We start from the raw sequence: 12,244 nt of genomic DNA, 5'->3' as shown, positions 1-12,244 counted from the left end.
TTTAGACTAAGAGGTGCTTCATTAGGGGCAGCCATATTAGGGAGGTTATTATGGCCGATAAGAATTTAGACGAATATGAGTCTTTGGCGTTCTACAAAAAGCACAGCAAAGCGCGTAAGAACGGCTTTGCCAAATTTACAGAAGACGGGTCTTATTATTTCGCTCTGTTTAAGGACGAAGATATCGTCATGTTAAGCCAAGCCTATGTCAATCAAGCGGGACGTGACAATGGCATTGAATCAGTTAGGAAAAACTCAAAGCTTGTAAAGCGCTATGTCTTTGACGAACGCTCAGGCGGCAAATTTGGATTTGCGCTTAAGGCAGGAAATGGCCAAGAGATTGCAATCAGCCCGGATTATGCCGCGCAGAGTAAAGCCGAAGCTGTAGCAGGACGCCTGAACGGTTCCGCGAAGAAGAAGGTGGCTCCGGCCAAAGCAAAAGCGGGGCCTCAAACTAAAGCTTCTGCAAAATCAAAAACTTCTGCTGCGAAGACAGATGGGCAGATAGAAAACTATCATCCTCTCGCATTTTACCAAAAACATGGCTCCAGCGTAAAAGACGGATTTGATAGTTTCTCCGAAGGAGACGCGCATTATTTCACCTATAAACAGGATGGGGCTATCGCTCTTATTTCAGAAAGCTATACCTCCAAAGCTGGTCGGGATAACGGTATAGCGTCTGTTAAAAAGAACATGCCGGATGAAAAACGTTATCAGGCACATGTTCACAAAAATGGAAAACATTATTTCGACTTAAATGCGGCCAATGGTCAAGAGATTGCCACGTCTATTTGGTACGGTTCTGCGGCGGCAGCTCGTGCGGGTGCTGCGGCATTGCGCGGAGAAAAGGCACCTAAAAAGGCTAATGATGAAGATGATTATCGTCCTTTGGCATTTTATAATAAGCACACTAAGGGCCGTAAATCCGGTATTGAAAGCTTCAAGGGCGATGACGGCCTTTATTATTTTGCCTATTTCGAAAATGGTAAAATTCGCCTTCTCTCGGAAGGTTACCCAACGACAACGGCTCGCGACACAGGGGTGGCTTCAGTTGAGAAGAATATCAAATTAGAAAAGCGCTATGAATACCGCGGACCGTTTAAGAACGGAAAATATGATTACCGCCTGAAAGCGGGTAACGGCAAAGAAATCGCGCGTTCCGTTTGGTATGGTTCTGCAGCCGCTGCGGCCACTGGCGCGGCTTATCTTATGGGCACGCGTAAACGCGCTGCCCCTAAAGCGGCCCCCGCGAAAGCCGCTCCCGTTAAAACAGCATCTACGCCAAAGCCTATTTCTAAGCCGAAGGTTACGCCTAAAGCGGCAGGAGTCGCGGCCGTCGCCGCAACAGCGGCTACGGCTTCAGCTATTCCCGCTATGGCCAAAGCGGCCAAGCCCGTGGCCCCTTATGACAAAGACGATGATTATCTTAAATGCGAAGCTTATCATGGTCATAAGGTGACGGATGAGCGCAATAATGTCGCTTTCTTTAGTCATTCTGACAATAAAGAATATTTCGTTGTTTATGATGATAATGGCGATGTTCTCATTCGTTCGGAAGGTTTTAACTCAATCTCCAAACGCAGTTCCGAACTTGCGGCTGTTCTTCGTCTTAAGAATAATCCTGATACTTTCACCCGTATTGAAAAAGACGGCTACTTCATGGACATCCTCAAAGATGAATCCGGCCGGGAAGTTGGGCGATCCTGCTTACGTAAAATAGTTCCGCTTGCTGCCATCGCTCCGGCTGCGGTCGCTGCACCCCTTGCAGCAGGTGCTCCGGCGGCAGCTGTGGTTGCGGCGCAAAGCGCTACTGCGACAGGCGGCGGCTTTGCATGGGGATGGCTGAAATGGCTATTACCCTTATTATTACTGCTTTTGTTAGCCTTCTTCGGGCTTAAAGCCTGTAACGGAAATAAAGCCGACATAGCGGCTAAAGCTGCGGCGGCGCAAAAGGTTGCCGCTGAAAAGGCTGAGGTTGCTAAGGTGGCCGCTGCGAAAGAAGCCGCAGCCGCTAAAAAATTAGCGGCTGAAAAGGCTGAAGCTGCAAAAAAAATGGCTGATGAAAAAGCTGCCGCCGCTGCTGCAGCTTTGGCCGCTACCGCGGAAAAAGTCGCTGCAGAGACAGTAGCCAAGGAAGTCCCTACGCCAGAGCCCGTAGCAGTAACGGACAATATGAGCCGCCTATGCGGGCCCTCTGGGACAGCGATTTTCAATGTACCGACCTTCTCGACACCTGTCAGTGTCGGACGCCTTGGAACCTATCCGCAATTCGGAGACAGTCATGGCCTGACCCCAACTGAGTTTTATAATAAGTTGGACGCGCGTCATGCGGCGAGTGAATATGACAGACAATATCTGGATTATCTGGCGCGTTCATTGGGTTATAAAGGCGGCTTTGGCGATATGTCAGCGGCTGATTTCTCCAATGATCAAGTTGCGCAAGGCGCGAAAGGTTTGCTGGGATATGGCGAGTTTCACGGAACAGCCTATTCACAGCTAAATGTAAGCTCATCGCGTGATCTTGAGGCGTTTCGCCTTCGCGCCGCCAATGGCACAGATGTTCACTTCATGAAGAGCTGCGGGAATTACATGTATGTGTGCCAATAGCGTAGGATAATATATCCAAGAGAAAGCCTCGCTAATGCTTAAACGCATAGCGGGGCTTTTTTACGCGCTGCTTTACTTCGGCCCTTTGCGGTGAGCGGGTTTTCCGCCTCCACTTTTATTGGGTCGCTTGCCATACCTTTGAGGAGACTTTGGTCCGTCAGATCCAGACTTGCCGTCACGCCGGGGTTTACGGCTATGTTGCTTGGCGTGGGCGTGTTGATTTTTTGCCTTACGCTCTGCCTGGGACTCCCCGTTAGGGTTCTTCCCGGAGGTTTTATCAGAAGATGTTTTTGATGAATCGCGTGTAGGCGCTTTACGGCGGCGCTCCGGTGCATGGGCGTCACTTCCCCAGCTTTTTTTATGAGAGGAATTATCACCTTTCGAACGATTATCCTTGGGCTTATCGCTGTGAGGCTTATGGTCTCGTTTTTCCCGTGAGGGGTTTCGTGATTTTTCTGAGGCTTTGCCTCTGGCCTCATGAGGCGCGCTACGGGATCTGTCATTTTGGTTTCGACTGCCGCGTCCGCTACTGGGTGTCTTATCTCTGTCTTTTGAGACACGGGCTTTTTTCCTCGATTTACCCCGTCCTTTTCGAGGCTCTTGCTTGGGCTGAACGGGCCGCACAATTGGTTTGCGAGTTTTAAGGGCGCGTGCTTTTTGAACAAAATCCTCCGGCAAGTCCACAACAGGGATTGTGGTTTTAAGAAGCTTTTGAATATCTTTCAGATAAGCCCGTTCGTCCTTATCCACAAAGGCATGGGCGATACCCGAACGATTGGCCCGGGCAGTCCGTCCAATTCTGTGAACATATTGCTCAGGCACATTCGGAATCTCAAAATTAAAGACATGGGTGATGCCCGGAATATCTATACCTCGCGCGGCAACATCTGTTGCCACGAGGACTTTAATTTGATCTTCGCGAAAGGCGAGCAGGGCCCGCTGTCTTTGGGCTTGGGATTTATTGCCATGGATCGCCATGGAGTCGATACCAATTTGGGCGAGACGTTTCACGACGCGGTCTGCCCCGTGTTTCGTGCGAGTAAAGACAAGGGCACGATCCACATCAGGATCCAAGAGCGAGAGGCCGAGCAGGTTTTGCTTTTCGGCCTTATCGACAAATGTAATACGCTGTTCGACTTTTTCAGCCGTGGAATTGGGAGGAGTCACGGAAACCGTAACAGGGTCATTTGTAAATTGACGGGCGAGTTTTTTAATCGCGGGTACCATGGTCGCTGAGAAAAAGAGCGTTTGACGCTCTTTTGGTAGAAGCGGCACGATTTTTTTCAGCGCATGAATAAAGCCCATATCCATCATCTGATCAGCTTCATCGAGAATGAGAAACTCAATATCTTTCAGCGTTACAGAGCGGCGGTCAAGCAAATCGATCAAGCGTCCAGGCGTCGCGACAATAATATCATTCCCGCCAGAAAGCCTCTTAATCTGGCGCTGAATGGGTACGCCGCCAAAGACAACCGTAACAGAGAGAAACTCCATATTTTTTCCATATTCGCGAATGGATTCTGCGATTTGCGAGGCCAGCTCTCGCGTTGGCGCAAGAATGAGGGCTCGCGCACCTTTCTTGGGCGGCTCAAAATCATTGACAAGAATGTGGTTGAGAAGCGGGAGCGAGAAGGCGGCCGTTTTTCCCGTGCCGGTCTGGGCAATCCCCATTAAGTCGCGTCCTTTCAGAACGTCAGGAATGGCTTGTTCTTGAATGGGTGTGGGTGTGGTGTAGCCAAGCTCTTCAAGCGCCGCGTTAATAGGCGCGGCAAGCTTAAGCGATTTAAAATCAGACATATATCAGGACTCTTTCGGAGGGTCATTTATAAGGGACCCATGCGAGCAATTGCGCTCCAAGAGTCGTGGCCCATCATTGAGCCAATAGCGGCAATGACATATTTTTGTCTTGCACAGGCCGCCCCTAGGCCTGTTAGTGAGCAATGTCAAATACTGTCCTCAGGCTCTAAAAGTCAGCCTCACGAATAAGCACGCGCATGACGGAGCGCCATAACTTCGAAGCCGGACTTTGCGGCTTAGCTTTTAAGGTTACTACGCCGCGTTGTGCCTTATTTAAATACAGACCCTTATCAGTTTCCCCGTGAAGCCGAAAAACGGGTATATGAGGAATAAGTTGCCCTTGGGCATCAGTGTTCACAGCTACAGCTCCGCCCACTACAGAGGTCAAAATTCTATCTTTAATCACGTTTTCACTTGTCGGGGCTAGGGCTGTGAGGCGGCCCATCATTTTTCGGGCGGAGGCATCTGAGCTAATGAAAACGAAACGGCTATCTGTAACGATGCGACCGACATGCTCTTCCTTGGGCAGAGCTATAAGCTTTTCGGCCTTTGCGGAAGATAGGCGCAGTAATCTGTCTGACGTCTTGATATAACGTTTGGGATGCAGAGCCCCATTTAGACCGCTGACAACTCCGTCATGCTGCGCGTAAATCATTAAGTTTTCAATGTCTGTGTCAATGGCGCCCAAGCGCAGAAGCTCAGCGGCGTAGTCCTCGCGTAATGTAAGCTCTTCTCGCCGGGTTTTCAGAGTGGCGGCTTGCCGGTTTAAATGTGCTTTTAACAGTGACAAGCGTTCTCGTGATTGATCTCGCCTGAATGTGAGCCGCTCAGAGCTCAAGGTAAAAAGCTTATCACCTTTGCCTACTTTTTCTCCATTTCTGACATGGATATGTTCGATATAAGCGGCTGTGAGAGGGTATATATCTGTTCGAACAGTAGGTTGAATTAGCGCAGGTGCCGTGATTGAGTTTTGCCAGGGTATGAAGAACCATAAGAGAGAGAAGCCTCCAACGATCAGAGTAAGGCGGGCGCGGGGGGCGGCGAACAAGACACGGCCAATTCCGCGCAAATGTTTTAACTCGCGCAAGATGGGACCGAAGAGGAAGGTTGAGATGACAAACCCAAAAAAAACAAGTCCAAAAGGTTTGGGTAACAAATTATAGGCCAGACTGCCAATCGCGATAAAGAGAAAAAATCTGTAAACCCATGTCGCATAGGCATAGGTGAGCAGGATGCGAGTCTTTCGCCTCGCCATGCCCAGTGGATTGGGCCTGTCTAAACCCCATAATAGTTTTCGCATTTTCCATCGTCCAAGGGCAAAGCCACTGTCTTGCATATTTTGAAACCCGCAGACATCTGACAGTAAGTAATAGCCATCAAAACGCATACAGGGATTTAAATTGACGATAAGGCTAAGCCCCCAACTGGTAGTCGCCGTAAAGAAAGCGACTGATCGCGCGGGGCCATCTGGTAAAAAACTCCACAAAAATATTGCTGCGCAGGCGATAGCAAATTCTGCCAAGAGGCCGCCGGCATCTATTAGGGCACGCTCCCTACGGGAGGGTAGCCGCCATGCATCTGTGGTATCCGTGTAAAGTACCGGAAATAGTAATAGAAAGGCCACCCCCATTATCGGCACGCGGGCCCCAAAATGATGGGCTGTGTAAGCATGTCCTAATTCATGTAAAACTTTAATAACCGTCAGAGCCAGGACGTAAAAAACAAGGCCTTCTGGCGTGAAAAAATAAATAAAGGTCGCCAGAAACTCATCCCATTGCCGCGCTGTAAACAGAACCCCGATAACGCCTAAAAGCGCAATAAAGAGCCAGCTATGTGTCCTGAAAAACACCGCTGTAAAGGGTGAGGTTGCGCTCAGGAATTTATGCGGCGAAAAGATAGGAATACGGAAAAAGAGCGAAGATTGCATGACTCTGTCTAAAATGGGTTTGCGCGTTTTTTTATCTTGCCGCGAAAAGACATCCGCATGACCCGATGGCGGCGTAACCGTCAGGTTTTGTTGATAGAGAAAAGCCGTTATATCTTTCAAATGCGCCTCATCTATGTGCCAGTCAGGATGCTTTTGACGTAGTCGCAATAGAGCTGCTTTGGGCGTTTCCGCTCTCCATTGGCGCAATATCTCTACGGCTTGCCGTGTTAAAACATGGAACGCATTCTTAACCGGATCAAACAGGAACCATCGTGGCCGCCCATCATCTCCTTTAGGCGCAGGGAGCAAAGTTAGCTCTTTACGTAATTCGGGTAAGAGGACGGATGTAGAGGTCATGTTACACCCCAAAAGTCTGTCGCAGCATGGTGATAGGACGCCTTAGAAGCCAATAGCCAAGAGGGGCCGGGCTCCCATAAATTTTCGCAACGCCGCGCGTTCCAATACGGGGGAGGGTCGAACCGTTTTTGTGGTCAGGGACAAATACGGCGTAAGCTTCATAAGCCATCTGTCCACCGGGCAGCGATTTGGCATAATAATCAGCAGATTCAAGTTCGGCCTCTAAGGAGGTGAGTGGGGTGCTGTCCAAAAATAGCTTTATGCGTGAACCCGTCTTAAGGCTTTCGCCAATATTGAGCGGGGCTTCAATTCTTATCTTTACGCTCGTGGGGTCGGCTATTTCAATTATAGCCTCACCCGTTTTTACGTGGCGGCCCGTCCATTCCGCTTTGCTTGTATAAATGGCGAGGCCTTCCTTCGGGGCTTGCAGGACCGTTTTGTTCAGCTGATTTTGTGCATAGTCTTTACGGGATTTAGCGAGTGCTTTTTCCGCATTTAATGCGGCGATATCCGATTTCGTGCCGTCTATGATAAAGGATTTCAAAGAGGCTTCACGAAGCGCGGCTTCGGCCCTCAACTGACCTTGTTCGGCCAGAATAAAGTCATTCCGATAAGATGTATCTACAAATTTTATAAGGGGCGCACCTCTTGTGATCTGTGTATTGGGCGGCACTAAAAGCGTTTCTATGACGCCGTCAAAAGGCGCAGTCACATAAAAGGGGCTGTCTGAAATAATTTCGGCAGGAGCTAAGCTTGTCATGGAAACGGGGATAAATGACGCGGCTATTAGCGTAGTCAAAGCAGAATACAGCCAAGCGCGCTTGCTGAGATTTATCTTGGGGCGCGCGGTAAGTTTTAAGGCCATAGCACTGGTCCCAAATATTTGCGCCAACCGCATAAGAAGCTGAAGCTCAGACTCTGTAAAATCGTGATCTCGCGTAAATAAAAGACCGCCTAGTCGTGGTTCCGGCGAAAACGGCGCATATAGCGCATAGCGAAAGGGATAAGTGAATGATGTCTCTTGTGACATGTCATCAAAATCCCATTGCTCAATCTCTCTTGAGGCCTTTTTCACGATACGCCGCCGTAAGCCTTGTTTCATCCATTGCGCAAAAGGCGTCGTTTTATCTAGGGTGAGCTGGGACGACATTGCGCTCAATGTGAAGCTACCGCCGCGCCGCGATACCCATATGATATGTCCCATTCTCAAAAGCTGCCGCGGATGGTTGACTGCGATATGCCTTAACCGTGTGAGGTCACGCGCTTGTAGCGCTTCACCTTCCAAGGCGATTAAGTTTTGCAGGGCCTCTAAATGTGTTTTGGGTAATGTATGAGCTGCTGCGGATCTCATGGCGCGTTTCTAATCCGGGCGATACCGCTCATTCCGCTTAAGGCTTTAGGCGTTATTTGAGGGCGAGCCGTGATTTCAAAAGTTTGGCTGACAGGGTCGATATGTTTGCTTATGCGCAAGACTTTGGCTTCAAAGCTTTCGCCTGTGTCATCTACGGTAAAGCTAAAAACTTGTCCGTATTTTATCTTTTGAGTCCAAGTGGCCGGCAAGATAACTGAGAGCTCCGGTGTTCCGGCGCGCTCTATAGAATATATAATATGCCCTGCCTGAGGCATCTCATAGGCATTGGCGTGCCGCGCGATTACAAAGCCATTAAACGGGGCATGAACAGTACAATCCTCACGTTTTGTTTTCGTCATGTCGAGCTCTGCTGCGGCCCGTTCCATTTCAGATTTAGCCAATAATACTTCTAATTTACCTGCCGCTCCGTGTTTGCGAAGCTCTGCCATCGCTTCATATTTAAGACTTTGAGTCTCATGGGCTTGGCTCAGCATTTTAAATTTTCCATCTATATGCCGGCAATCAAAGGCGGCTAAGACGTCTCCGGCTTTAAAATATTGTCCCATTTTATAGGGTGCTTTGAGTAACGTCCCAAAGACAGGCGCTGAAATTTCAGCGCGTTGCCGCGCTCTTAATATTCCCCTGGCCGTGATAGCTTGGGACGCTTCTGTGTCGGGGAGGCTGACTGTGGCTGTCCGAGCAACAGAAAAATAAGACGTGCAAAAGAAGAGCGTTAGAATGAGATAAACCATATAGCGAGCAGGAGTCATAACGCTTTATAGAGTAAAGCACTAATAAGTTGCAATTATAAATTATACATTTAACTGCACTTGGCCTGTGACTGTAATTGACAGTGTTGTGACTGACCCGCCATAAGCTGCATGTTAGAACGCAGTGGAGGCGGGATCATGAAATGGCTATTACGGGGGATATTTGCCATCTTCTTGATATTCGGGATTCTTATAGGCGTAGGCTTCTTTATGCCTGCCACTCAGTCGATTGAACGTTCCATAGAAGTTGAGGCCTATCCTGAGGATGTTTTCCCATTTTTGAATAACCTGCAAGCCTATAGCCAGTGGTCACCACTTTATGCGCAAATTGCGGACGCCCAAATTATTTATGGCGGGGCCGAAGTGGGCATAGGGCAGACTATGGCCTGGCAAGGAAGCGCAGGGAACTACCCCTTTGGCTCACAGGAAATCATTCAAAGCCAAGCCGGTGAATTTGTGCAGGTCAAAGTGAATTTATCAGGCCAAGAAGCAACGGCCACACATGCTATTTTACCTCTTGCCGATGGAGATGGCGTAACCGTTCTGACAAAATCGGAAATTGCCTTGGGCGGCTTTCCCTATCTTGATCGTGTTCGCAGTAGATTACGTCAAGGGTGGTTTGATGACCAATTTGATCAATCTCTTATGCGCCTAAAAACAATTTCAGAAAATTACGCAGGCGGGTAGAGAGTGAGCGAAGTTTAAGGCTATGACGAAAACCTAAAGATATGACGTAAAAGGAGAATAGCGTGAAATAACTAAACTCGGATTTAGCGGACGGTTCTTGAGCATCGATCCGGTGACTTTTATGGACACGGGAGAACCTAGCTTCTTCAACAGATATGCTTACGCATTTAACGACCCTGTAAACCTCATTGACCCGACGGGTATGGCACCCGGAGATAGATTCGATACTATTGACGAGGCAGCCGAAGATTTATTGAAGTTCGCCGCCGAACAAGTTCAGAATGAAGATAGCCCTAACTCCATGCTTGAGCGAGGGGGTGATATTGTTCCTACCGAAGATGGTGAGGGTTATACGTATAATGACGTTGAAACTGGAGAAACTGACAGGGTAGATTTCCCGGTGGCCTCCAATGCTGTTGCGGACGCACATTTACATACGCCAGACTCAGAGCTTAATCCTTACAAGGAGTCTAATGATGCCGAAAACGAAACTTTGAGCAAAGGAGACGTCAGAAATTTTGAGGGATTAGTGGAGCACACTGGCAATAAAGACTTTAGGCGATATGTTGGCACTCCAAAGGGGGCAATAAAATACCGAACAAAATCGAAAAGAAAGTATACAATAATTGCACCAGCTGGAACCCTGCAATTTAAGAAACCTAAAGGGTAAATTGCGATGAAAAAATTAAAGATAACATTTTTTGTGTTACTAGCAGGTCTCGCGAGTGGTGCTTGTGCATTTTCAGAAGATTCTCCAGACTTTGAGATAATTATAAGCAATAGACATCTCAAATCTCAACCTTGGAGTAGTAGCCGTATTTGCTTGGCTAAGGATCAAAATAGTAATCAAGTTTGTATTGAAGTTTCCTCGGAACTTCAGGCTAATAATGAAACATTCACGCCTAATCATTTGGATGCAATTTTTGTATACTATTCTGGTGACAGAGTTTTGTCTCTTAGCAAAAAAGATTTTGATGAAGTTCATTCACCAATTTTACATTTAGTAAAAATGAAACCCTCTTGGAAAAGACTCAAGTTTGATGACACCAAAGATTATTTGGACTTGGAAATCCCTTACGGGTTTATTAAAAACAGAGAAATATGCTTTTCTAAAAATAATGAGAATCCAACCTTTTCAGATTCAACAAGCGCCGTTCATATCAGAGTTTTCTTTAACGGGAATTATAAGATTGATACTTATGGGCCTAACTGCTTGCTTTGAATTGAATCAGAAAAAGGGACAGATTAGGCGTAGAGCCGGAGTAATCGCTCTGCCTTCCGAAACCTCACCCCCAATTTTACCAAACGGCCTTGATAGTCCACATTCTCCTTTTTCAAAGGAGGGTGAGTAATGGATTATTTTGTCGGATTAGATGTTGGTGTTGAAGACACGGCATTATGTGTTGTCGATGTTGACGGAACGGTCTTGCTTCAAACGGAAGTGCCGACCGACCCGCAAGTGATAGCAAATAGTCTTAAACCTTACCGCAGAACGCTGCGCCGTGCAGGGCACGAGGCGGGGGCTTTGTCCCCTTGGCTGCAGTCCGAATTACTCGCCCTTGGCTTGCCTGTGATCTGTGTTGAGGCGCGTCATGCGCGGGCGGCGATGTCGGCGCAGCGCAATAAAACGGATGCGGCGGATGCTTTGGGTCTGGCCCATATTATGCGTACGGGTTGGTTTAAACGGGCGCATATGAAGGCGGAAGGCACATACCGTCTGCGGCTACTTTTGACTCACCGCCGCAACCTCAAACGTAAGTTCCTCGATATTGAAAACGCCATCCGGCACTCGCTCAAGGCGTTTGGCATCCGTATAAAGGGGACAGGCCGTGCGGGCTTTGACAAGCGCATTCGCGAGTTGACAGATGATGAGCCCTTTACGCGCGACCTCATCGGCACGATGCTGGATGCGCGCGCCGGGCTTTGGGAGCAGTTCAAAAAACTGGACACGCAAGTGGTCAAGATCACGCGCGAGACGGAGCTAACGCGCCGTTTTATGGAGATACCCGGCGTCGGGCCTGTGACGGCTTTGTCCTTTATGGCGGGGGTGGATGACCCGGCCCGGTTCAAACGCTCACGCGATGTCGGGGCCTATTTTGGCCTGACGACAAAATGTTGGCAGTCCGGGAGTTCAATAGACATTAAAGGCCGCATCTCAAAGGCAGGCGATAGTGATGTCCGCAGGGCGCTGTATACGGCGGCAAGCGCCATGCTGTCGCGTTATAAGGGCCGCTTGGCGCTCAAGAACTGGGGCTTATCGATTGAAAAAAGACGCGGGCATAAGAAAGCCCTTGTTGCTGTGGCGCGTAAGCTGGCGGTTATCATGCATGCGATGTGGCGGGACGGAACCTTCTTTGATGACCCGTTGATGGTGACATAAAGGAGACGCATTGAAAGAAACAACTGACTTAAATGATTTTGTGAGACACCGCGAAAGCGGATGTGAGGAGATGGTGTAGACTTTGAATTATGGGAAGCCCGATATCTTGCTTGTGAGCATGCCGCTTGGCATGGACCACGACGTTTAGCCTGTACTGTTGCCCCATTTAACCGAAGCCGGATTGCACCCTTGCGGAGAGACACAGCGCCGAAAGACGAGCGCTTTGGCCGCCGGGAAGTGCGCAGGAGAGCACGGCGCACCTGATCTTCAAAGAAGAGCTGACAAATTAATTAGATACATCTACGAGAAACACAGGAGATACCGATGATGTGCACGCAAACGAGAGAAACGATTAGGAGAGCAAGATAA

General features: G+C 48.7%; 9 protein-coding genes. 5 read left to right on the top strand and 4 right to left on the bottom strand.

All coding sequences use genetic code 11. The features are described 5' to 3' along the window. The first annotated feature begins 50 nt into the window (after positions 1-50). The gene (locus F569_RS19125) at positions 51-2,606 is read left to right on the top strand and encodes a DUF1508 domain-containing protein (protein WP_051279904.1); all 2,556 of its coding nucleotides are present in this window, start codon (positions 51-53) and stop codon (positions 2,604-2,606) included. A gap of 72 nt (positions 2,607-2,678) precedes the next feature. Here the strand turns inward: F569_RS19125 and F569_RS18190 are convergent, their stop codons facing one another. The 4 genes from F569_RS18190 to F569_RS0113560 all read right to left on the bottom strand — a co-directional run bounded on the left by F569_RS18190 (position 2,679) and on the right by F569_RS0113560 (position 8,808). Beyond that, positions 2,679-4,403 carry a DEAD/DEAH box helicase gene (locus F569_RS18190; RefSeq protein WP_051279903.1) on the bottom strand — a complete coding sequence of 575 codons (1,725 nt, stop codon included), beginning with the start codon at positions 4,401-4,403 and terminating at the stop codon, positions 2,679-2,681. 166 nt (positions 4,404-4,569) lie between these two features. Then, on the bottom strand, positions 4,570-6,687 hold the full coding sequence (locus F569_RS0113570; protein WP_026942644.1) for a site-2 protease family protein: 2,118 nt from the start codon (positions 6,685-6,687) through the stop codon (positions 4,570-4,572). 1 nt (position 6,688) lies between these two features. Continuing rightward, a complete protein-coding gene (locus F569_RS0113565; protein WP_026942643.1) occupies positions 6,689-8,038 on the bottom strand; it encodes an RND family efflux transporter in 1,350 nt (449 codons plus the stop codon). Then, complete coding sequence (locus F569_RS0113560; RefSeq protein WP_084169034.1) at positions 8,035-8,808, bottom strand: HlyD family efflux transporter periplasmic adaptor subunit; 774 nt, start codon at positions 8,806-8,808, stop codon at positions 8,035-8,037. Before F569_RS0113560 ends, F569_RS0113565 begins: the two co-directional genes overlap by 4 nt. A 138-nt stretch (positions 8,809-8,946) precedes the next feature. Between F569_RS0113560 and F569_RS0113555 the strand changes: the two genes are divergently transcribed. From F569_RS0113555 to F569_RS18185, 4 genes are all read left to right on the top strand, one after another. Further along, complete coding sequence (locus tag F569_RS0113555; RefSeq protein WP_162143787.1) at positions 8,947-9,495, top strand: SRPBCC family protein; 549 nt, start codon at positions 8,947-8,949, stop codon at positions 9,493-9,495. A 97-nt stretch (positions 9,496-9,592) separates the two neighbouring features. Further along, complete coding sequence (locus F569_RS0113550) at positions 9,593-10,165, top strand: DUF4329 domain-containing protein (RefSeq protein ID WP_267879457.1); 573 nt, start codon at positions 9,593-9,595, stop codon at positions 10,163-10,165. 6 nt (positions 10,166-10,171) lie between these two features. Beyond that, the gene (locus F569_RS0113545; protein WP_026942639.1) at positions 10,172-10,717 is read left to right on the top strand and encodes a hypothetical protein; all 546 of its coding nucleotides are present in this window, start codon (positions 10,172-10,174) and stop codon (positions 10,715-10,717) included. A 129-nt stretch (positions 10,718-10,846) separates the two neighbouring features. Continuing rightward, positions 10,847-11,875, top strand: a complete 1,029-nt coding sequence (locus F569_RS18185) for an IS110 family RNA-guided transposase (protein ID WP_051279389.1) — start codon at positions 10,847-10,849, stop codon at positions 11,873-11,875. Positions 11,876-12,244 lie beyond the last annotated feature (369 nt).

This window comes from Hellea balneolensis DSM 19091, assembly GCF_000428525.1.
Lineage (GTDB): Bacteria > Pseudomonadota > Alphaproteobacteria > Caulobacterales > Maricaulaceae > Hellea > Hellea balneolensis.
This window is presented reverse-complemented; position numbering and strand designations above follow the sequence as displayed.